This window comes from Sessilibacter sp. MAH1, assembly GCF_054658315.1.
On the sequence record NZ_BAAGIC010000008.1, the window covers coordinates 1 to 23231 of the forward strand.

Below are 23231 nucleotides of genomic sequence, written 5' to 3' on the forward strand. Positions count from 1 at the left end.
ATGAATTATTTTTAGGGCAGCGAGTAGATTTACTTGCTGCATAATTGATTGCAGTTATTACTTGAAACCAAGAAACTCTAAAAAAATTCTAATAATAAATTCTGAGTTTAGACTTTTTTGAACACAACCGATAAATCTACTTTTTTAAATAAAACAACCAACATATAATTCAGTGAAGAAATTGCGTACAATCCAAACGTTAAAAAAACCCTTCTCACATATCAACCCCAAAATCACTCAACACAACTGAAAGAGTGCAACAGCAGGTCATGTTTACAATTAACGATTTTTTAAGAAAGGTTGTGATTTTTCGATTTAACTTTTTAAAAGCACTCGTTAATTAGAAAAATTATTGGGCTTAGTTGATCTTGGCTTTAATCAAAAGCTTCTTAATATTGTTATTATTTAATTAACGAAAGCTTACTCAATAATTTTGGTCAAAAATACCAACAAAATATAGAGGTTATCTGACTGTAAAAAAATAAATGAGCGCGAATACTGTAAAGCCACACAAACACAAACAAACCGATAAAGGATGAACCGCCCTCAGCCTAGTGGCACCCTTTTTTGCCATCAGCTTTTTTCCTTTAGCTTTTGATTGATTCATGTCCTCTGGCACCGACATCAAATTTTTCGCCACTGCTTTTGTATTCGTGTGCTCCGCACCCAATAGCAATTCAAACGTGGCCAGCGCCAATTGGAAACACTCAATGGCCTTATCGTATTGCCCCAAGGCTTGATAGGCCAATCCCAGGTTGTTGCGGTCTCTCGCCACGTCAGGATGGTCTTCGCCATAGGTGTTTAAGTCACTTGTAAGCGCCAATTGGTAATACTCGATAACCTTATCGTATTGCCCTAAATTTTTATAGGCCAATCCCAAGTTGTTGCGTCGTGTCGCCACTTTAGGATGCGCTTCACCATAGGTGTTTAAGTCGTTGTCCAACGCCAACTGATGATACTCAATGGCCTTTTTGTATTGCCCTAAATAGTAATAGACCAATCCCAGGTTGTTGCGGTCTCTCGCCACAGTAGGATGCGCTTCGCCGTAGGTGTTTAAGTCACTGGCCAACGCTAATTGGTAATATTCGATGGCCTTGTCGTATCGCCCTAAAGTCTCATAGGCCCCTCCCAAGTTGTTGCGTCGTGTCGCCACATTAGGATGCGCTTCACCATAGGTGTTTAAGTCGCTGTCCAACGCCAACTGGTGATACTCAATGGCCTTCTCGAATTGCCCTAAACCCTGATAGGCCATTCCCAGGTTGTTGCGGCCTATCGCCACAGTAGGATGCGCTTCGCCATAGGTGTTTAAGTTACTAGTAAGCGCCAATTGGTAACACTCAATGGCCTTTTCGTATTGCCCTAAAGCGTCATAGGCCGTTCCCAGGTTATTTCGGTCTCTCGCCACGTCGGGATGCGTTTCACCATAGGTGTCTAGGCCACTAGCCAGCGCCAATTGATAATACGCGATGGCCTTTTCGTATTGCCCTAAATCATGATACGACGATCCCAGGTTGTTGCGGTTTGTCGCCACATTAGGATGGCCTTCCCCATAGGTGTTTAAGCCACTAGCCAGCGCCAATTGGTAACACTCAATGGCCTTTTCGTATTGCCCTAAAGCCTGATAGGCCAATCCCAGGTCGTTGCGGAATATCGCCACATCAGGATGGTCTTCACCATAGGTGCTTAAGTTACTATCTAGTGCCAACTGGTAATATTCGATGGCCTTATTGTGCTCTGCCAAAACGTGCAGAATAGACCCTAATGCATGGTTATATAGGCTGTTGTCTGGCTGAAACTGCACCGCCTTTTCAAAGTAGGCTTTAGCTTCTGTGTAGCGAACTTCACTCTTCGCCATGCGGCCATTTTCATAGGCCGCCTTCGCGCCTAATTCCGTGGTTTTCTCGGCTTGCTCAATCACACTATCGAACAAAACCTTCGCGGCACCCTTATCGCCTTCCTGAAATTTTTTCAGTGCGCTTTCGGTTTGTGCAGAAGGGAGGCTCTCTTTAATTTCAAGTATGGTCTTTTCGGCTTCAGATCGCCTTGCGATTTCTTCTTGGTAAGATTCTTCAAGGTTTGCGAGTTTGGCATTAACATCGGTGAGTTCTTTTTCGAGCAATTCTCGAAACAACCGATCGGAAGCATTGGCCCTCGTCAGTTCGTCTCTAACTTCTTGGGCGCGCTTTTCCAGCTCCTTTTTATGATCAGCCAGGGAAATCCCATAGTAGATTTCACCAACGTTGATTTGAGTGTTTACACTTTGGCCTCGTTGGTCGTACTCAGTCATCCCAATAACTCTCTGGCGGTGGCAATAGCGCTATCAACCGCCGTTGCTAAACCGGTGGTACCAGAGACCCAGTCTTTTGCTGTATTTAGATAACGCAAGACTTTACCTTTATCGGGTTCAGAACTGGTCAAATTCTTCTTGGCACCAACGATCGAACGCTCGGCTTCTTCTGCGGAATCCTTATCAAGACTGCCATCACTTTGCGCCTTTTGGATTTGCTCCAATAGTTGTTGCAACAGTGGATCAAGATCATCAAGAGATTTAGCTCCGGAAAAATCGATGGAGCCGATATTGATTTGATTTCCGTGAACGGTCTGGTCTTGCTGGTTAAACGTTACCATTACCTCGCTCCATGACGTATTTTCTGAACGCTAATACCGCTCGATTATTCCAGTTTTTACATTGCCAAACTTTATCTAAATCAGTTTGTTTATATTTGATCTCGAAAGGCGGCATTGTCGATGGCACCAGAGGCCACAAATTGAATTTGGCAAACGCCCGGCGTGTAAGAATCGGCCACCGAAAATATCCTTACTGGGTGATTCGGGAATCCATTAAGAATAAGGAATTTGGAGTGGCCTTTCAATAAGCGGATTAGATGAAGGGGGGACCAGGTGAAGGGAGCTAGATGACACTGAACGCTAACCAAGTACTCGCTTTCAGGATGTCGGAGTCAAAAAACTCAATGTTTAAATAAGATTCAATATGTTAGCTAAGCCAACATATGAGTCAAAACCCAGACAGCTTTGAGTGAATCTACAAAAGCCATTCATAAACGGTTTCCTCAAATAATAATCTAAATATTTTTAGGTTAATCAGAAGTTCCTATAGGGTCATCGAAAATTCCCATCAGCTCAACATCTATATTTTGTGTCGTAATATAAGTGTTTATACATCTTGATTTTATTTATAGAGACCTCTATCAATCTACAATATTTACTCAACACAATCACAAGAGTGCAGCAGTAGGTCATGAATAAAATTAATAACCTTTTTTAAAAGGATGTGCCTTTTGATTTAACTGGTTAAACCTTTAAAAGCACACCTTAATCAGAAAAACTGTTTGGCTTAGGTGATCTTGAGTTTAATCAGAAGCTTTTTAATATTGTTATTCTTTAATTAACGAATAATCACTTAATAATTTTGGTAAAAAATACCGTTAATATATAAGTGATTATCAACTGGTTTTTGTTGCCAAAGCTGCGGTTTGCTTTGCAGCACTCGCAGGTTTAATAATTAAACCAATACCAATTAGAAACAACATACACGCCAGCGCTTGGGAAATAGTCAGTTTCTCGCCGTACATGAAATACCCTGAGACTAGCGCGAAGATTGGCACCAATAAAGTTAGCGGGGCGGTTGTACTTAATGGATAACGAATTAATAAACGATTCCAAACCCAATAGCCGAATAGTGTGGTTGGATACGCCTGAAAAATAACGGCGATGCTTGTATTTAAATCCCAAACACTAATGGCTTCTGAGAGAATATTTGGGCCGTAAATACTCACGGCGAAAGCAACCAGCGGTATTGGCGCAAAGAGCATGCCCCAAACATTAAACGCAAAAGCCTGCGTGGTACCAGAGGCTTTAACAATCATACCCATCACTGTCCAGCAAATTGCGGCAATCATAATAAGCATTAAACCGAGCAACGTAATATTGCCGTTGGTTGCCGACACCATCACCAACAGTGCCACAAGTGCTGTTAAGGCTCCTAGGATTTTTCGGTGTGATATCAGTTCTTTATGAATAAGCACTCCCACAACCATGCCGATCAAGGCATTTGAAGAAAGCAGCACAGACGACATTCCAGATGAAAGGCCCGCAGTGATCGACCAAGATGCCATTCCCCAAATACCAACACCAAATACCAAGCCGTAAGCCAATAGATAACGCCAAGCTACGTTTGGTCTTTTAATAAAGAATATTGCGGGTAGAACGGCCAAGGTAAATCGAGCGGCGGTCATTAGTAATGGATGCACATCGGTAATGCCCAGCTTAATCATGGAGAAATTAAATCCCCAAATGGCCATCACCAATACTGCTAGGAAAAAATCGTTTCGTATCATAACTGTTACCCTTTTAGTTTTAAAATCAATATAAATCGGGTACAGTTTTAGGTACAGATACAATATTTAATAAAAAAACCAGTACAGTTATCGCTGATGAATAAATACAAAATATTGGCCGATCAATTTAAGCGCGAAATTGAAACCGGAAAACTCAATGAAGGCAGTCGAATGCCGTCACTCAGACAAGTCTCTAGACAACAAGATGTGAGCATGTCAACTGCGGTTAGCTGTTATCAAGAGCTTGAATCTCAAGGCTGGATCTATGCTCGCCCCCAAGCCGGTTATTTTGTTTCAACACGAAAAAGCAAACACAACACGCCCAAATGGGCGCAGTTTGTCAGCAAAATATCACCTGTAAACCAGACATTTTCTCACCAGTCGGATCGTAATGGCCCGCTTGGTGTTTCCAGCACCACTATTGACGAAACCGCGCTCATCGAGCTTGATCGTAGTTTTCGCAGAGCTAATAAGCGCCTCGGTAACAGACTCAATCAATATCCGGCCTATCAAGGTGAAGCGTCGCTGCGTAGTGCGCTTAGCACCCATTTTACGAAACTTGGTTTGCCAATTGACCCGGAAGAAATGGTCATCACATCGGGATGTATGCCAGCAATTAAAACGGCTCTTGAATCTTGTACTCAGGTAGGCGATGCGGTGGCGATTAGCTCACCGTGCTTTAACGGCATTTTAGATTTGCTGGGCAAAATGGGGCGTAAAATCGTTGAAATACCTTCAATTGACGATGGGATAGATTTAATACAATTAGAATTACACTTTCAACAAGGCAGCGTTAAAGCGGGAATATTCTGCACAACACACATGAATCCCCAGGGAATTACCATGTCTGCCGAGCAAAAGCAGACGTTGGCAACGCTCGCGAATCGCTATCAAATTCCAGTTATTGAAGACGATGTTTATTTTGAGCTTTCCTACTCTGAACACTCTCCGCTTCCTGCAAAATATTACGACCAAGAAGGCTACGTTCTTTGGTGTGGATCGGTTTCTAAAAGTTTATCGCCCAGTTATCGCTTAGGCTGGTGCTTACCCGGCCGCTATACAGAACGCTATTATCAACAACATAACGCGGGTAGCTTTGGTATCTCGCTACCCATTCAATTGGCTATGGCTGATTTTATCGAAACCGGCCACTACACCAAACAACTTAAATATCGCCGCTCTAAACTGCTTAACTTAAAATCCGCGTATTTAAAATTTCTGTCTGAACGCCTCCCTGAACAGGTTAAAATAAGCGACCCACAAGGAGGAATGGTGCTTTGGTTACAAATACCGGACCTTAAAATAGACCTATTTAATTCACTAATTAAACAGCACAATATTGATATTCGTTTAGGGCAATTATTCAGTGGCTTGCCACTTTACAATGATTGCATAAGAATAAACTTTGGTTTTGAGCTAACGGATGAAATAAAAAAAGAACTTCATTTATTAACAGATATGATAAAACAATCCTGTTAAATAATATCAATTTAATGACAGCAGAAAAAACAACAATGTTGCGAATTTTTATCAAAGATTCAAAAGGCTTAAATTGTAGGAATATAAAATGACTTGGGGTGCAGGTTACGCGTTAGGGATTGGTATGGCATTCATTTTTTGGTTTTTTCTGATTCGGCCAATGGAGAAAAAATACCACAACAAAAAGCTACGGTTAATTCAAAAACGGATTAAAGAAAAAGAAATGGCTCAGGCTAAACAGTCACCAGAAACCAATAACGATGATGAAAAATCTGACTCATAAGCATTGCGCAATTTTTATTTTAACGCCTAGACATCATCAGAGATTAGCTTAGTAATTTTAGATTTAAAAACTGTAAAAAACCTGAAAAAACACTCTAAAATATAGCAACCTCGATCATAAAAAATGAATTTGACGCCAAACAAACTGAAACATTGACGCAACAAAGGTTTCAAGATAGCGTTGAAAAAATTCTCCTAATATAAAAGTCATTATGACTGTGAAATTGGGAAAAGCGTCATTAGTACATCTATTAAACTGTTATGTGTAAAAGGAATACCATGAAAGACATTGACGATTACATCTACGAACTAGCAGTCATCATTGATGAAAACTCAGAATGTACAGGTTCCTCTTGTACGTTCAAGGTTGATGTAGTCGAAGAAGAATGGAATAAGTTGGACAATGGCGTAGAGTTCAAAAAAGTATTAACCAAGCTCATGTCTCGCAATCAGATAGCTATAGTAGCCAAAAATACTGGCGAGGTTCGGGATTTGGAAAGAACAGATTGATGATGGCTGGTGAGTTCACACATAACAAGCAGCAGCACGATTGCCCGGCAAAAGACGCCGGGCAGGACGGCCTACACGCCGCTTCGCTCTGTTTCGGCCGCCCGTGTGCTGGGCGTTAACTGTATTTTCAACGTGCGGAGGAGCATAAATGCACGAGTATTCTCTAGAAAAAATGGCTGAAAAAATACACTACGGGAAGACCAAGGAATACTTTGGTGAGGTATTGTCTTCTTATCACAATGAGAATTACAGATCAGCCGTTGTCATGCTCTGGTCTGTCGCCGTCTGTGACATTGTATATAAATTACAGAGCTTGATAGATTTGTATGGTGATGCGTCAGCAAAACAACTTTTGGATGACGTTGGTGAGATTCAGAAAAATGACCCTAAATCGTCCTCGTGGGAACTCAAACTTGTAGAAGATGTTTGTGAGAAAACCAATCTTTTAGATACTTCTGAATACGAAAATCTGCGCTACCTACAAAAACAGAGGCATTTGTCTGCGCACCCGGTATTGAACAAGGAGCGTGAGCTGCATTCACCAAATAAAGAGACGGTCAGATCTCTGCTGCGAAATACATTGGAGGATCTACTTACAAAGCCGCCTTTCTATACCCAACATATACTCAATGAACTTCTCAACGACATCTCTGAATCAAAAGAAATTTTAAATACCAGAGAGAAAGTCCGGAAATATATAGAAAATCGTTATCTTAGCCGGACAACCCAACAAGTAGAGGTAAATATTTTTCGTTCTCTATGGAAAATAGTTTTCAAACTTGAAAATGAACAATGCAATCAGAATAGGCTTATTAATCTTCATGTTCTCGAAGTAATAGCCCAAAAAAATAAAGCTGTGCTCCAAGAAGCTATTCAAGGCGATATGGATTTCTATAGCAATATCGCAAATTCGGGTGATCCGTTAAGCTACTTAGTTTTTTTCCTATCTCAGAACAGTGAGCTTTACCCCCTCCTAAACGATGCAGCCAGGCTAAAGGTAGAGCATTGTATTGCCGAAGATGATGTTGGAAAGACCGTAGGTTGGTTTGTAAAAGAAAGTCTTGAAAAGCATGCTGATGATATTGAGGAATGGATTAAAGGAGAAGGTCGCCCCGTCTTTACACCAGAGCAATTTGAGACAATATTAGAGATGTCCGACTCTGATGAGTGGCAGGAAAGGTTTTGTCGGATTGTTTCCACATACTACGGTTCCAGCATGAACTACGATCAGGCAGACTCCCGTTTTCAAATAGCTATACCAAAGTTCATTCGATTGTTTAGTAAAGATGCTATCCGCGACCTCGCGCAAAAGATTGAAGGTAATAGTCAGTGCCATGATAGAAGGCAAGCAAGGCATGACTACACAATTATTAAAGAAAGAATAGATGAAATATTTGAAGATGGTGAATTCGATTACGAAGATTACTATTGGTTTAGCAGAAAGCTTGGTCTCGCTGACTAGCGATACAGTTAACAAGGCCAGGCAGCGCGACGCAAAAATCATCGCTTCGCTTTGGTATTTTCGCGCCTGCTGGCGGCGTTAGGCTTACAACTACTTAAGGGATAATGTATGAGTAATAGTTCTGAAATCCGTAAATACATTATAAGGAGAATGTTAAGGGATGTGCTACCGATCGCGTTTTTATTTCCACTCTTGATGTTTTTTACCTTTGCGCTTTCGCTTATTACTGAGAAAACATTTGTAGATCGGAAAAATCTACATATGAATGTAACAACAGCGATAAAAAATGGCGCGCAATTAAGTGATGTAAAACAGATATTTGAGAATAGAAAACACGCTAAAGGAGTATCTCAACTTTTTGACTTATTGTTATATGTTAAAAACTCAAGAAATTCAGATGAGTTTTATAGAGAACCAGTGAATTTAACGACTATCTTAAAAGATATAAAATCTGAATTATACCTAACAAATACAGTAGATTTAGAATTGGTTGCTTCAATTTCTAAGACCATTGCTGAACATGAAAAAACCAACCCATTTGATAAGCTTGAGCCAAGCCAGCGAATACACTTCGAGCTAATTCAGACGAAACTAGGTGACAAATACGCGCCTATTCAAGAAAACGTAGTTAGAATCGTCGACGAAATAGACAATAAGAATATGCTTGTTAGTAAGTACTTTAGTGACGCAACAATGAGCTTTAGAATATCAATTATTGCATTGGTAATCGGCATATTAGCACTGATTCCTCAGCTAAAAAATCTATGGAGCTGGTGGAGGGATAAATTTATAGTAAAGCCTAACAAGGCCAATTAACACGGACAGTCCTCCGCGATGTTCGTTTGTGGAAAGCACAATCCTCTCATCGCTCCGTCCTTCCGGTTATTGTCAACAATCAAGCTGTGGGATAATTAAAAAACAAACAACAATCTGAAAACACTGGAGCAGATTAAAAAAGAAAAAGGTGTAACTTTCTAGACAAAGTTAATTACAGAAAAATTCTAACAAAAACCTGACGAAGCAAAAAAAAGCAACTAATTTCTGGCATTAAAACAAAAGCAACCAAATAACCTTATTCGACTCATAAGTGCACGGAAAGCTAACAAAAGTGAGCGAAGATCCTATGATCTAGGTATTTTCAAACCTTATAAGGAGTCTTGGTAATGGCAATTAAGCGAATTAAATTTGAAGATATAGAAAAATCACAAGGGTCAACAGATAAAAATGTCATTGATAAAATGACTGAAGCAGATATAAAGCGTGGAATTCTTTCGGATATTGATTCACCAAATCTAACAGACAAAGAACTAGATGAATTTAAATCCATTTCTGAAAGTGTCGAGAAAGAAAAAATTAAGCTTCAGGATGTAAAAAATAGTCGTGGATCTACAAACTGGAATGAACTCAAAAAGCAGACAGATACCGATATTGAAAAAGTCGCGAAATCCAGTGAAGCGAAGCTTTTAACCAATATTGAATTATCGCAGTTTAGAAGAAGTAAGTGAAAAAGTTTTCCTTTAAGATACTTCTGCTAACCCAATTAATTCTCCCATAAATTAATTGGGTTTTTGCAAGATTAAAACTTATAACTTCCCGCCAATCCCCAAAAGTGTACTTGTTGGTCATCAAATACAATTTGGTGAGCTTGCAGTTGCAGGCTCCATTGTTTGTTTAGGTGGTAATGAGCGGCGAGGCCAAACAGTGGATCAATGCCACCGTCTAGGTCGGTATCTACATTGGCGCCGCTGGCTTCGATTTCTCCGTCCCACCAAAATAATCCGACTAATAGCGATACGCCAAATTGGTTATTAAAGTTGTGGCTAAATCGATTACCCAAGGTTATGCCTTCGCCGCTAATTGGATAGTTATTTTCTAGGGCATTTTCTAATTCTGCCTCAGAAAAGCTGAGCGAGGTGAAATTAACGTCGGCTTCGCCTAAATCGAGATAGCCAATTTCTACAGCAAGATTTTGTTGATATTGGTAGCCAAGGTTAATTTGCCAGGCGGTACGTTCGGTGTCGTATTTACTGATAACAACGTCTATATCTGCGTTATTTAATCCTTCAACAAATTCATTTTGATTTTGGCTGCCATCGGCTTGGTATACACCCAGAGTGATGTAGGTTTTATCGCGCCAGCTGTTTTCTGCTTGGGTCGAAGACGATATTGCCGCAAGCGCTATTACCGCCAAAGGCAACCAGCGCTTACGCTGGTGTACCCCAAGCACGGCAATTATCGCCAGTAGCCACCACCACTGTGTGCTACCCGAACCGCCACTGCTGCTGGTAACGGTGGCAGATTCACGAGCATTAACACCCACACCACCCGGATCTTCCACGCTGCTGTTGGCTTGGCCGTCGGCGTCGTTGGGGCCGCCATCTTCAATGGTAAGCTGCACACAGAAGTAACCTTCGATTAATCCCGGCTCCCAAACATCATCACCCGGTGGCGGACAGAAGCCCAGTTCGCCCGGTGCAGATTCGATGATGTTATTGGCGTCTTCGACAAAGTCTGCCCACTGCCCTGCCTGGAATTTGCGATAAACGCTGTTCGCAGGAATGGCTTGTATTTGTGGTACAACTATCGCCACGCTTTGACCGGCAATTGGTAGGTCTTGAATATCGAAGTCGAATATACCGCCAACGTTATCGTAGAACGGATCATCGGTTAAACCGGTTTGGTTGGAAATGTCTTGATCCGACAGACTGGCGCCACCACCTCCGCTAAGCAACGCGAATTGACCAAGACGACAGCGCACACCGGGATCACATTCTAGTAAGAAGGATTCGGTTTGTAGGGCCATTTCAGGCAATACGTTGGTTGCGGTGATGTTATCTAGGTATTCTGGAATACCATCGTCGTCGCTATCGGCCACACCTTCGGTTTCGTCGTCAACGCCGTCACCGTCGGTATCGTCGTTAGCCGATAACGTTGGTAACTGATTAACGACCACAAAGTAGACTCTGGCCGTACGGCTGGCACCTTGATCATCACTAACGCTGACCTGCGCCAGATAACTGCCGGTCGCTAATCCGGTAGGATCCAACACAAACGCGTTGTTAGTAAGGTCTCCGTCGGTATCACTCAGGCGGCTGTCGGTGGCAGACCAATCAAAGCTTAGACTGTCGCCAATGTTGGCGTCTGTAGCAATGGCCGAAACCGTTGCTGCGCCCCCAGTCGGTGTAATTTGAATGGTATTGCTGCCCGATTGCGCAACCACGAGTCGTGCTTGCGGCGCCACGTTACCTTCAACAATGGTCAACACATGGTTGGTTTTTGAGCCCGCGTTGATATCGAAGATATCGGGGTTGGCCTCATCAAAACCGTTCGCCAAGTCTTGGGCGTTGGTGGTTTGATCATCCAAGCGCACAATCAAGGTTTCTTCGCCTTCACCCAATCCATCATCGGCAAGATTTACGGTAATGGTTTGCGTGGTTTGACCCACACCGTTACTTGAAGTGAATGTCACGGTGCCCGAGGTTAGATCGTGATCATCCAACGATGCCGTGCTCGCCGAATCAATCACAAAGGGTACCGTAAACGGATAGAACGGTGCTTGGCCGTTAAGTACGATCGAGAACTGAGCCGTTGCACCTTCAACACTGATTTGGTCGCGAGTCATCGAAACCAACGGACGCACATTAACGGTTTGCAGCTCGGTACCCACGTTACCGCGGCCGTCAACGGCGCGATATTGCACGGTATTGCGTCCGGGTGGTAACAGCAATCTACCGTCAACCAAGCTTGGAATGGTGGTATTACAGCAGCCCGCGCCATCGACGTTATCGGTAGCCAGTTCGCCAAGAGCCTGCTCAACATCAGTATCGGTCGCGGCTGCACTTAAGCCCAATAGCTGGCGCACACTTACCGAGGTAAACAAACCGGTCGCATCAATTACTAGGCCTTCCGGCGGTGTTACTACCGGAGAAGTCACGTCGACAAAATCGGTGGCATCTTGCGGATCGGTGCCATCCAAGAACTCTTGAAGATTGGTTAGGGTATCGCCGTCGATATCACCAGTAGCATCACTTGGATCAAGCGGATTCAGACCAACATTCACCTCGTACGCATCGGGAATACCGTCGTTGTCGTCGTCGGCATCGTCAACGTTGGCAACGCCGTCGCGATCGGTATCCAACAATACTTGAATGTTAAAGGTGGCGAGATCTGTGGTGGTTTGGCCATCGCTTACGGTTAAGACAATACCGTTGTAATCACCGGTAACGTCGGTGCTACCGGTCAGCTCACCAGTATTGGTATCGAGCGTTAACCAGGTTGGCAAACCGGTTACCGAAACCGTTAACGTATCTCCGTCAACGTCTGATAACGACGGTACAAAACTGTAGGCTTGAGCTTGAGGGATAGAGGTAGCAGGTGAACCTGCGATTGCTGGTGCGTCGTTAACGGGATTAACGGTCAAGCTTACCAATGCCACTTCCGACAAGTCGCCGGTAACATCAGCCACCCGATAACTAAAGCTATCGCTGCCAAAGAAATCGGCATTTGGCATGTAAATTAACGTGCCGTCACCGTTATCCAAGATACTACCGTTACTGGGAGCCGCCTCAATTGCTATAGAGGTAATATCTATGGAGTCATCGATATCGCTGTCATTGGTAAGAACATCCAATGTGGCAATGGAGTCTTCATCCAATATAAAGCTATCGGCACTAACGGTTGGCGCATCATTTATTGCAGAGACAGACAACGTAACCAAAGAAGGACTGGAGAACGTGCCTAAGTCGTCTTGCACCCGATAGCTAAAGCTGTCGCTACCAAAGTAGTTTTGATCTGGGGTATAGATGATTGCCCCAGTGATTGGATCAATAGAGGTGCTGCCATTCGTGGCGGCAGTTACTATTTCTACCGTACTAGGAACAATGCTGCCATCAATATCCGAATCATTACCTAAAACATTAATGGAGAAGCTTAAGTCTTCCATTAGTGAGGCGACATCAGATACCGTCGTTGGCGCGTCGTTCACACTGTTGACGGTGATCGATACAGTACCTGCATTGGATGTACCGTTATCATTATCTCTAACGGTGTAGGTAAAGCTGTCACTGCCATTAAAGTTAGCCGCCGGCGTGTAGACTATTTCGCCGGTAACCGAATCGACAACCGCCGACCCATTGGTTGGATCAATTTGTACCGAGGTTGACGTCAAATCTAGAGTGCCATCGATATCGCTATCATTCGCTAAGACATCAATCCTTACGAAGTCGTCTTCGTCAACGGTCGCGACATCATTACTGGCGGTTGGTAAATCATTAACCCCGGTAACATTAACGGTAACCGTTGCCGAATTCGAGCTGGCTCCAAAAGAGTCGTTGATGGTGTAGGTAAAACTGTCGGTACCGTTAAAGTTATCGGCAGGCAAGTAGTCTACCAAACCACCATTGGCAGTGGCGGTACCGAAGCTTGGCTGAGTAACAATAGTGATCGAGTTAATATCAAGACTATCCCCAACATCAACGTCGCTATCGTTAGCCGCAACATCAATACTGGTAGCATTGTCCTCCGCAGTTGTCGCTAAATCAGCCAATGCCACAGGATTATCATTAACGGATGTCACCGAAACAGTGACGGTAGCCGCCTGCGAAATCAGCATGGTGTTGTCTTCAACGGTATAAGTGAAGGTATCACTGCCGTTAAAATTAGCGTTAGGTGTGTAAGTAATGACTCCAGTACCAGTATTTACAGACGTAGAACCATTGCTTGGCCCAGAGACCGTAGTCACACTGGCGGGATTGATACTGCCGTCAATATCGGCGTCGTTATCAAGTACCGAAATAGCCACCGCAGTATCTTCGTTGGTGCTGGCGTTATCGGCGGTGGTTCTTGGCGCATCGTTTATCGGGTTGACGGTAATGGTTACTGTCGCCGCATTAGAGGCCAAACCGCCGTTATCTTCTACGGTATAGGTGAACGAATCGCTACCATTGAAATCAGCACTCGGTGTGTAAGTAATAACTCCAGTAACAGGATCGACACTGGTACTACCATTACTTGGAGACGAAGCCACACTGACGGTAGTCACATCCACCGAGCCATCAACGTCGGTATCATTGCTCAGTACATTAATCTGTACCGCCGTGTCTTCGTCGGTTTGAGTCACATCGGCCAGCGCCGTGATCTGCTCATTGCCGGTAGTAAAATTGAGCGATGTCGTATCGCTGATACCGGCAAAACCATTACCTAGGCCGTCGCTAAAGGCTGTCGCCTGAATTTGCACGTAGTAATTGGTGTTACTCAACAAGGTAACGGGTAACGTCACGGTTACTTGGTTGGTACTGATCGAAACCGCACCAGAATCGGCAGCAACCGCAGCAATGAGTGAGTCATCACTAGCCGCCAACAAACGGATGTTGTTCGAAGCATTACTGAGTGGGGTAATTGCTTCATTAAAGGTCAACACCAGATTAGTGTTGTAAGCAACACCGCTCGCGTCATCAGCGGGCGCGCTACTGGAAAGGATCGGACCGGCTGCATCCACCAGCACCGCAGCAAAGTTAGCAACGTTGTTGAGTGTTGTGGTTGCATTATTACCGGCGGCGTCTTGGATCGTCCCGCCGTTGGCATCAAACACGGCAGCTAAGGTAACGCCATCGGTGTCGAGATCGTCGGCAACAATGGTGTATCGGAAAACAATAGCCGTACTGCCCGAACCCGATAAATAGTTCGCGAATACCTGAGTGCCACCAAGCGTTAATGCAATTCTTGGCGTGCCGCCTGTGGTATTCACGGTCACAGCCTCATCGAAGGTCACGGTGAAATCAAGGTTGGCGCCAACCGCGTAGGTTGCATTGGCAGGTCCGGTAACCGATTGCACAACCGGTGGAATCACATCGGCGGTATTACTGGCGGTAATACCATTGATCAAATCGGCTATGTTGACGCTCGCGGCAGCACCGGGCATCCAATTATCGGCGGCGGCCAAATTGTAGGTCGTTGCATCGTTCGATGTGGTGCCATCGGCGTTGACTATGGCTGCTAAAGCCATTCGATCGGCGGTATTTACCGTTGCCGTAAAACTGGTTGCAGAAGTGATTTCCACATCGGTACTGGTTAGCGTGCGTGTTGCGCCTGCTTCACCGGTAATGGTTAGTAGCGACACATCAATATCGTTAGAAGCTCCAACTTCTCGCACAAAATTGGTACCCGTCACCACCAACACACCGCTGGTTGCATCGTAGGTCGCCGAACTGATTGTGGGAGCAGCTACTCCAGCAACCGTTGCCGGGTTTCCTGCAACATCACTGATATCGGTAGCCGCAGCAACGGCTGGTAACCAGTTGTCGGCGGCGGCTAGATTGTAGGTCGTACCGTCATCAGAAGTTGTGCCGTTGGCATTAAGAAGACCACCCACAGAAATACGATCCGTGGCATTCAATAACAGTGCTGCGGTGGTTCGTGACGAAATCTCCACATCGGTACTGGTCAATGTATAGGTGTTATTACCATCACCGGTAAGCGTTAAGAGTGAAACGTCTAAATCGTTGGCGGCACCGGGGAACTTCACAAAATTGGTACCAGTAATGACCAAAGCACCGGAACTCGCATTATAGGTCGCGGATGTCACGGTTGGGGCGGCAACGGCGCTAACGGTGATGCCATTACCGGTTGAATCTGCAATATCAACACTGTTTGCAGCGCCCGACGCCCAGTTGTCTGCGGCCGCTAAATTGTAGGTTGTGCCGCCACCAGAAGTTGTGCCGTTTGCGTTGAGCAAACCGTTAACGTTTAACAAATCGGTAGTACTTAAATTAACGGTAAATACGGTATCAGAGGTAATTTCAACATCGGTACTGGTCAGCGTGTAGCTGGCACCACTTTCACCGGTAATCGATAAGGCCGAAACATCAATATCGTTACTCGCACCCGGTTGGCGAGGCAATCGGGTTGCGGTAACCGTTAACACACCTGTGCTGGCGTTATAAGTTGCAGAAGTAATGGTCGGTGTCGAGTAATTGTTAACCGTAATAGCACTGGTAGCGTCTGAGGAATCTCCAAACGTAACGCCGGTAATAAAGTCGTCGGCGGCGGCTAAATTGTAGGTAGTTAAGCCATCGGATGAGGCTCCGTTAGCATTGAATAAACCGTTAGCAACGTACAAGTCTTCACCGCTTAGTGTGACGGTAAATTGCGTGGCCGAATCAATCTCCACATCAGACGACGTTGTTAATGTGCGAGTTACGCTGCCTTCACCCAGAAGAGTTAGCGTTGAAACATCAACATCGGCACCGCCACCATTAGCAACAAAATCGGTACCCGTTACCGTTAAGGTTCCTGATGCGTGATTGTAGATAGCCGAAGTAATGGTCGGAATCGAGACAGCATTAGCGCTGACTGTAAACGTATAAGGGTTTTCATCGGAGTCGTCGTTCGCGATTGAAAATACCGCTGAAACACTGCCGGCAACGGATGAATCAAAACTAATTTGAAAACTGGACGATCCCGATGCTGTGACTGGATCGGAACTCGGTTGCGACGACACAGTAAATAAGGTCGATCCCGAAACACGCACAACGTTGGGCGAGCCGGTTAAATCCAATGGGCCGGTTCCTAAGTTTTGCACAGAGAAAGTACCAACAACGGGACCGCTACCTACAGCTACGGTGCCAAAGTCGGTGCCATCGGTGGTTGATGGCGTGGTATCACCACTAGCGATAGAAAAGCCATTACCCAGCAAATTAATCTCTGGAAAAGGCGTGGCGTGGGGGCCAACACCACAGGCCTCGTGTAAAACCTGACACTGCGTAAGATTAGAACCGGTAACGAAACCACCCGGAGGATTAGGTCGCATAGCCGCACAGGTACTTCCAGCACGGTTAAACTGGAATAAATTGTAGGGGTCGCCATCACAGGCTTCAGAGAAGAAAATATTAAAGGTCGAGGCAAGACTGTGTGAAAAAGCCCGTCTGCCTTGATTCGCCAATAAATCGCCCGAAGTTTGCGCTACCTCTACCGAGGTGCCCTCCGTGGTTAATAAACCGCTTAATTTTAAAAAATCGAGCGCCGAATAATCAACAACAGCAACGGAAGGTTTTAGTGATTGTTTGTCTTTTGAAGAATCAAACGCGCCGTTAAATGCACCAAAGGCGGAACGCTTTTTCTGAACATGGGCATTTAAATAATTTGACGTATTATTTTTTTCTATATTATTTTCCGATAATTCAACGTCGAGTTCGGTAAGCTCAGATGTATTAATATATTTTAAAGAATCATCTTTATCGGTATCGGCGACTATGACCGCCGCCCTCTGTGTACGTCGGCTCACCGATTGATTTATCGAGCTAGTAGCTCGACTGGAGGCAAAAATACCACCACCTAATACAGCCAATAAAGGCAACGCAGCTTTTACGGCAACCCGTAAACCGGTTTTACGTCCCGGCATACGATGATTTACTGTATCCATATTCCAAACTCTAAGGTGTTAAATTATTTTAGGGAATACAAAAATGATTTCTCATCCGAGGATGAGTTGGTTCTAATAATTCAGGGAAATTACTGTTTGCAATTACCGCCACGTCATAAATTTGATCGACATTACCGGTAAATAAAATATGTCCAATGATGGAGCCATCATTAAGATTGACGAGCCAAATACCCGAGTGAGTTTCGCCGAGTTTTTTTTCTAAACCCTCGTAATGTAACAATGTGCCCTCACGCAATTTGGAGCTACCCACAAAGGCAATAGGCCCATAAAAATCCATACCGCGGGTAAATCCATGCAGTTCAGCCACAACATTATGTTTACCGGTACTCGGATCAAACGACTCTAACGTGCCTTCACCGGAGTGACAAAAATACACCTTGTCTTGATACCAACGCGGTGAATGCGGCATTACTAATTGATCCAAAATAATCTCGTTTTTCTCGACATCCATTAACGTACCGTTATGGGTTTTTTCTTGCCTCCATTTGCCCAACTCGTCGTAACTTGAAAAAGTTGTTACGTAGGCCGGTTTACCGTCTTTTAATGTCATACCGTTTAAATGGCATCGATCTTCGGGCACTAATTCAGAAATAAAAAAAGGCTTCCAACGCGGTACAAAACTGTAATCGGGATCAAGTGTGCACAAGCAAGAAAAACTGGAATTAACCACCCAAAGGCCTTCATCGCCCCACTCAATATCGTGCAAATTAATCATGCCGGTAAAATGACTGGAACGTGTAATAAAACAAGAATCCACTCTGTCATCGGCCGGTTCATACAAACTTTGACGATAGTCATTAAAATCTTTTAAATCTTTCTCGCGTACAACCCCCTCTTCTTCCGATAACTCACCACGGTCAATTACAAGATCTGCATTTAAAGACAATAGCTCATCATTGGGTTCCTGCGAGTTTTTATTTAATCGCGGCGCGGTAATATCGTCTTCTATAGGCTGTAATGGTTCTTTGAGTTTAGCCACCAAGCCGTCTACTCGACTAAAATTAATGACCTGGGAAAAAACCCCCAAAGTAATGCCTTGGGGGCTAGCACATAAACCCATTGGCCGAGAAAAACTTTTGTAGTTAATATCTAAACGCTCGCCGTCGGTACGTACCAACATCAAACGCCCAGCTTGATAAGAGGTAAACGCTAAAGAAATATTCAGTGCTTTTAAAATTTGAGGGATATTACTGGAGTATTCACAATTGAAATCAAGGTAACGATAAATATCATCCAAGTTTTCTTGTGTGGATTTTATCTCTTCTGGCATCGTGGGATCTTGCCGCTCCACCATCTATATGCGTAATTACGCTCTTTTGAGCAAGCACTAATAGGTTTTGAAAACTCGGATTAACCCAGAGCATTCTACGACCGAAGGATATGCCACCAATTTCAAAAAAATAATTGATCGAAATCGTGTGAAATTGGAAACCTCAACGTTTGCTTTCTAATTAAATGACGTAGAAAACAATGAGAAGCTTCTAAAATTAGAAATTCCTAAAATCAGAAGTTTCTAAAATCATAAGGTCCTATTAGTGCATCCATTAGATAAAACCACGCTAATATAAAACGCACATTATCTAATGTTATAAATTAGTCGCTAAAGTGGGATCTGACAAAATTTGTAGCAGCTGATTTTGTACTTCTTCACCAGTTAAATTAGGATTTTGTGCAATCAATAACGCACTAAGACCAGAAACAATAGCAGCCGATAAAGAAGTACCGGACAAATTCCCGTATTGATTATTAACACCCGTAGTCGCAACACGCATACCAAAACTGTTAGCATCTACCGTTTTGCCATAATTGCTTTTATGAAGTTTCTGCCAGCGTAAATTATGAGCACCAACCACGAAGGCAGATTCAATCGCGCCCTCGGCACTGTTTGGCAAAATTTCCTCGCCCTGATTACCAGCCGCAAATACAACCAATGCCCCCTTACCTTCTCGACCGTAACGAGTGAAATCCTCCACGGCATCTTTTATCGGTTCTAATAACCAAGGGGAGCGCCAACTGCAATTTACAACATCAGCTCCTGCTGATTTAGCGGCTTCAAGAGCTAATAAAGTATGAGATGTCCACGCATAAGAACTCCGAATACCAATAAAATCCGCTTCTGGTGCAATTCCTTTTAAGCCAGATTTAGAGTGTTTCGAAAATATAATTCCCGTTAATTTGGTTCCGTGTTGATCGCCTAACGATCTTGGCAACTGCATTAATTTGCCTTTATCAACATCAAAAGTACTTATTGCACCACTAATGCCTAACCCAGAATGGCTTAAATCGAAACCGTCATCGATAATCGCGACCTTAACACCCTTTCCTAATGTAGATTTCCAAATATTAGGTATCCCTATTTTTTCGACATAAGATTGATAAGGTCTATTCACAACATTAAGAAGAGCCGGATCAATAATACCCGTATAATTTCGTCGATTAGAATGATTGTGCTCATCATCAGCATGATCACCGTGTTGTGATAATTTAGAGCCGCCGTTAAGAGCATTGGTGGACGAAACCGTAAACTCGCGATTTAAATTCGACACACCCGAGATTTGCAGAATATCTGGCTGAACAAGAAGAAAATCGCCACTGGCTTGTAATGCGGCAATAGACTGGATTAGAAATGCATTTTCTCCGAGCTCAATTCTCACATAATTAAAATCAAAACCTTTATAGATAACGTCGAGCGACTCAACATCATTTATAAGCTGCTCAATAAGACTTAAGTCGAAGTCTTTTTCTACTTTTACTAAAACTCCTTTTCTTGCGTAAAGCTTGCGACCTAAATTATCGACGTAAAAACCCATTCCCTCGGAATGATAGAGATTTTGACTGGAAAAATTTTCAAAGATTAACGGAGCGTCAGCTAAAAAAGACTCTGCCTTCAAATAAGCATTAAAACAAAACACCAACAATAATAGGTGTATTAGAAAGCGACAAACTGATTGAAACACTTCATTCTTTATAAACGGAAGATTATTCATAAAGTGGTGCATTGGCAGACCGGATTTTTTATTATTTTATATATTAGATTATCCGAAGAATACTTCAAACATTCACATAAGTAATTAAAAATCTCGTTCGACCTATGTAAATTTTATAAATAGCAATTTGCTATAGATTTCAAAAAAAAGACAATCATAAGAAATAAGTAAAATAACCGCTCATCAAATAAATAAAATTAACTAACCTTAAAATAGGTATCATAGAGGACGCATAAAAAGACCCATCAATCTATTAAGGTTTATTTAAACCAAACACAAGAAACTTCAATCAATCCAAACCTTAAAACCGATAAAAATGCGTTAAAAATTTTAGCAACACACTAATCATTCGGATTATAAAAAAACTTAATTTTATGCCTACAGTCTGTAACATACTCTGATTAACCGATAACTTCCTGAGACACAACAAATGTGTCGTCTACTTCAAGAACGGTAATTGATTAAAATTGTGTAGAAATTGGAAATTGCTCTCTTAATTTCTGCTCTTTGATTAAATCAGAAAGGAACTAACCAGAGGCTCCTATAGTATTTTACGCAATTAAAAACGAATTCTTCAGAAACCCACATAAAGGTAAAATCCATTTAACTTCCTCACGCAGCAAAGCACAAACCCACTCAAACCTATAAAAAGCCGCTCAAATCTATTTAAACGCAGAAAATATAAGATTTTGTTTATATTTTATTTTTATAAAAACCAAAATAATTTCCCTCATTTAAAACCAAGCACATACAAAACTAAACGACCTGAAACACTGCATTAATGAAAACAAAATAATAATGCAGCAAATTAAAAGACTGTCTTAATTGATTTTACAAAAACAAAACCGCAGAAAATTTTATAAAATCGATAACCCAATCACCGCCATGCGCATTAAAATGACAAAAAGATACATTACGCGAAAAAAATGTCGTCTTAATTATCTTTTTTCAGAAATTAAAAAAATCTCACCAACCAACAAAAAAACATCCAATTATTTCTCAGACGCCAATTGTTAATATCAACAAACCCGTTGAAAAATAAAATCCAAAAAAACAACCACGAAATTATTTCTAGTTTTTTTAAAATTCATGAAGTAACATTTTTTCTCGTAAAGAACTGTTACACAAATCACAATTACCAACCTCTTTACCAGCTCAATAAATTCTATTTTTATGCTCTTAGAGGCAGGGTTTTTTACACCTTAAATTTAGGGCAAAAAAATAATCAACATTAAATAATGGAGATATTTTACATGAAAAGTACACTTTCAAGACTTGCAGCCGGTTTACTAATGGCATCTACAGTGGTTGCTGTAAACGCTCAACAAGCAACAAATCTTGGGGACGCCACAGCAGAAATTCAATTTGAAGATATTACCTTAACTCAAGTTACCGGTATCGACTTTGGCGTAATATTGCCGTTTGGTCGCACGGGTAGTTTGAGTGTTGCTCCGAATGGAACCAATACTCGATCTAATATTTTACAGACTGTCGCCGGTACACCAGCAGAATGGAGTGTTACGGGCGTTCCCAATGCTCCATTTTCTATCACATTTCCAACCTCTATAAATATTTCTACTGCTGACGGTGAAAACACCATGCGAGTCGACAACTTTAACACCAATTTCCGCTCCGGCACTGTTGACCAAACCGCATTGGACGGCTCAGGCGAAAGAACTGTTTTAGTCGGTGCAAGACTAGTGGTAAACGCAAACCAGCCAGCGGGCATTTACTCAGGTCAATATCAAATGACCGTAGCTTACAATTAAGTCTTACAAGCTACATTCTAATCTAGAAATTTAAAACTTGAGCGCCTGATGTAGGCGCTCTTTTAAAAGGATTTTATTTATATGAACACTTATTTTGCACTAATAATATCAATTTTTATAACGGTCTTTTTCTCTTCAAAAACTTTTGCTCTGGGCGATCTTACCGTAACGCCAACACGTGTTATTTTTGAAGACAGAGACCGAGCCAAGGTTTTAAATTTGGTTAACAGGGGTGAAAAAACAGCAACCTATCGTATTGAATTTATTGAAATGGCAATGGATCAATACGGTGGTTTTACCGAAATAGAAACTCCCCAAGAAGGACAACAATTTTCTAGTAATATGGTTCGCTATTCACCAAGACAAGTCACCATAGAACCGGGTGAATCGCAAACCATACGATTAATTGCCAGTAAGCCTTCTAATTTGGCCGTGGGTGAATATCGGTCACATCTTTTAATGTACGCAGTGCCAGATAACAGCGCAAACGCAGTAGATATTGAAAGCGTGCAGAAATTAAAAGATAAAGAAGTGGCATTTCAAGTTAGCGCTATTTTTAGAGTGGCCATACCGGTCATCATCAGACACGGCAACGAAGAAACTTTACAAGCCGAATACAATATCACCGACGTTAAACTAAATGCTTCTGAAAACTCAGAAACACAAGAACCTCAATTAGAATTTTTATTAACCCGCACCGGCAACCGATCAATCTATGCAGATTTAGACGTAACATTTACACCTGAAAACAGCAATGAACAATATCTTCTCGGTAAAATTAAAGAATATGTTGTTTATGTACCTAACCAATCTCGTGTAACCAAAGTTCCTTTAGAAATCCCTGATAACATGAGATTAGAAAAAGGCACCGTCAATATAACTTTCTACAAAGACAAAAACGGCAACAAAGAAATTCTTTCACAGTCGTCATTAACCCTATAATAA

14 protein-coding genes are annotated in these 23231 nt (G+C 42.6%); 8 read left to right on the forward strand and 6 right to left on the reverse strand.

The features are described from left to right. Positions 1-463 precede the first annotated feature (463 nt). From ACYQ28_RS09525 to ACYQ28_RS09535, 3 genes are all read right to left on the reverse strand, one after another. Positions 464-2287, reverse strand: a complete 1824-nt coding sequence (locus tag ACYQ28_RS09525) for a tetratricopeptide repeat protein (RefSeq protein ID WP_460049650.1) — start codon at positions 2285-2287, stop codon at positions 464-466. After that, a complete protein-coding gene (locus tag ACYQ28_RS09530) occupies positions 2284-2628 on the reverse strand; it encodes a hypothetical protein (RefSeq protein WP_460049651.1) in 345 nt (114 codons plus the stop codon). Before ACYQ28_RS09530 ends, ACYQ28_RS09525 begins: the two co-directional genes overlap by 4 nt. A gap of 836 nt (positions 2629-3464) precedes the next feature. Beyond that, complete coding sequence (locus ACYQ28_RS09535; RefSeq protein WP_460049652.1) at positions 3465-4358, reverse strand: EamA family transporter; 894 nt, start codon at positions 4356-4358, stop codon at positions 3465-3467. 96 nt (positions 4359-4454) lie between these two features. On the opposite strand from ACYQ28_RS09535, the gene ACYQ28_RS09540 reads away from it, so the two are divergent. The 6 genes from ACYQ28_RS09540 (at position 4455) to ACYQ28_RS09565 (ending at position 9596) form a co-directional block, all read left to right on the forward strand. After that, positions 4455-5837, forward strand: a complete 1383-nt coding sequence (locus ACYQ28_RS09540; RefSeq protein WP_460049653.1) for an aminotransferase-like domain-containing protein — start codon at positions 4455-4457, stop codon at positions 5835-5837. Between the two features lie 88 nt (positions 5838-5925). Then, positions 5926-6120 (forward strand): hypothetical protein, encoded by a 195-nt coding sequence (locus ACYQ28_RS09545; protein ID WP_460049654.1) that lies wholly within the window; start codon positions 5926-5928, stop codon positions 6118-6120. Between the two features lie 278 nt (positions 6121-6398). Beyond that, positions 6399-6629 (forward strand): hypothetical protein, encoded by a 231-nt coding sequence (locus tag ACYQ28_RS09550; protein ID WP_460049655.1) that lies wholly within the window; start codon positions 6399-6401, stop codon positions 6627-6629. 148 nt (positions 6630-6777) lie between these two features. Further along, entirely contained in the window at positions 6778-8091 is a 1314-nt protein-coding gene (locus ACYQ28_RS09555; protein ID WP_460049656.1) for a hypothetical protein, read from the forward strand. A gap of 108 nt (positions 8092-8199) precedes the next feature. After that, a complete protein-coding gene (locus ACYQ28_RS09560) occupies positions 8200-8907 on the forward strand; it encodes a hypothetical protein (protein WP_460049657.1) in 708 nt (235 codons plus the stop codon). Positions 8908-9254: 347 nt separating this feature from the next. Then, positions 9255-9596, forward strand: coding sequence for a hypothetical protein (locus ACYQ28_RS09565; protein ID WP_460049658.1), 342 nt, complete (start codon positions 9255-9257; stop codon positions 9594-9596). Positions 9597-9667: 71 nt separating this feature from the next. Here ACYQ28_RS09565 and ACYQ28_RS09570 read toward each other — a convergent pair whose 3' ends face one another. The 3 genes from ACYQ28_RS09570 to ACYQ28_RS09580 all read right to left on the reverse strand — a co-directional run bounded on the left by ACYQ28_RS09570 (position 9668) and on the right by ACYQ28_RS09580 (position 20517). Beyond that, complete coding sequence (locus tag ACYQ28_RS09570) at positions 9668-17509, reverse strand: tandem-95 repeat protein (protein ID WP_460049659.1); 7842 nt, start codon at positions 17507-17509, stop codon at positions 9668-9670. Positions 17510-17537: 28 nt separating this feature from the next. After that, positions 17538-18800, reverse strand: coding sequence for a TIGR03032 family protein (locus ACYQ28_RS09575; protein WP_460049660.1), 1263 nt, complete (start codon positions 18798-18800; stop codon positions 17538-17540). A gap of 316 nt (positions 18801-19116) precedes the next feature. After that, the gene (locus ACYQ28_RS09580) at positions 19117-20517 is read right to left on the reverse strand and encodes a S8 family peptidase (RefSeq protein ID WP_460164706.1); all 1401 of its coding nucleotides are present in this window, start codon (positions 20515-20517) and stop codon (positions 19117-19119) included. 1253 nt (positions 20518-21770) lie between these two features. Between ACYQ28_RS09580 and ACYQ28_RS09585 the strand changes: the two genes are divergently transcribed. Then, positions 21771-22286 (forward strand): DUF4402 domain-containing protein, encoded by a 516-nt coding sequence (locus tag ACYQ28_RS09585; protein WP_460049662.1) that lies wholly within the window; start codon positions 21771-21773, stop codon positions 22284-22286. 81 nt (positions 22287-22367) lie between these two features. Continuing rightward, positions 22368-23228, forward strand: coding sequence for a fimbrial biogenesis chaperone (locus ACYQ28_RS09590; protein ID WP_460049663.1), 861 nt, complete (start codon positions 22368-22370; stop codon positions 23226-23228). Positions 23229-23231: the final 3 nt, after the last annotated feature.

What these genes read in the sequence shown, in the direction of transcription:
- ACYQ28_RS09525 (WP_460049650.1), bottom strand. Translation starts at nt 2,287, where the DNA reads ATGACTGAGTACGACCAACGAGGCCAAAGTGTAAACACTCAAATCAAC.
- ACYQ28_RS09530 (WP_460049651.1), bottom strand. Translation starts at nt 2,628, where the DNA reads ATGGTAACGTTTAACCAGCAAGACCAGACCGTTCACGGAAATCAAATC.
- ACYQ28_RS09535 (WP_460049652.1), bottom strand. Translation starts at nt 4,358, where the DNA reads ATGATACGAAACGATTTTTTCCTAGCAGTATTGGTGATGGCCATTTGG.
- ACYQ28_RS09540 (WP_460049653.1), top strand. Translation starts at nt 4,455, where the DNA reads ATGAATAAATACAAAATATTGGCCGATCAATTTAAGCGCGAAATTGAA.
- ACYQ28_RS09545 (WP_460049654.1), top strand. Translation starts at nt 5,926, where the DNA reads ATGACTTGGGGTGCAGGTTACGCGTTAGGGATTGGTATGGCATTCATT.
- ACYQ28_RS09550 (WP_460049655.1), top strand. Translation starts at nt 6,399, where the DNA reads ATGAAAGACATTGACGATTACATCTACGAACTAGCAGTCATCATTGAT.
- ACYQ28_RS09555 (WP_460049656.1), top strand. Translation starts at nt 6,778, where the DNA reads ATGCACGAGTATTCTCTAGAAAAAATGGCTGAAAAAATACACTACGGG.
- ACYQ28_RS09560 (WP_460049657.1), top strand. Translation starts at nt 8,200, where the DNA reads ATGAGTAATAGTTCTGAAATCCGTAAATACATTATAAGGAGAATGTTA.
- ACYQ28_RS09565 (WP_460049658.1), top strand. Translation starts at nt 9,255, where the DNA reads ATGGCAATTAAGCGAATTAAATTTGAAGATATAGAAAAATCACAAGGG.
- ACYQ28_RS09570 (WP_460049659.1), bottom strand. Translation starts at nt 17,509, where the DNA reads ATGGATACAGTAAATCATCGTATGCCGGGACGTAAAACCGGTTTACGG.
- ACYQ28_RS09575 (WP_460049660.1), bottom strand. Translation starts at nt 18,800, where the DNA reads ATGCCAGAAGAGATAAAATCCACACAAGAAAACTTGGATGATATTTAT.
- ACYQ28_RS09580 (WP_460164706.1), bottom strand. Translation starts at nt 20,517, where the DNA reads ATGAATAATCTTCCGTTTATAAAGAATGAAGTGTTTCAATCAGTTTGT.
- ACYQ28_RS09585 (WP_460049662.1), top strand. Translation starts at nt 21,771, where the DNA reads ATGAAAAGTACACTTTCAAGACTTGCAGCCGGTTTACTAATGGCATCT.
- ACYQ28_RS09590 (WP_460049663.1), top strand. Translation starts at nt 22,368, where the DNA reads ATGAACACTTATTTTGCACTAATAATATCAATTTTTATAACGGTCTTT.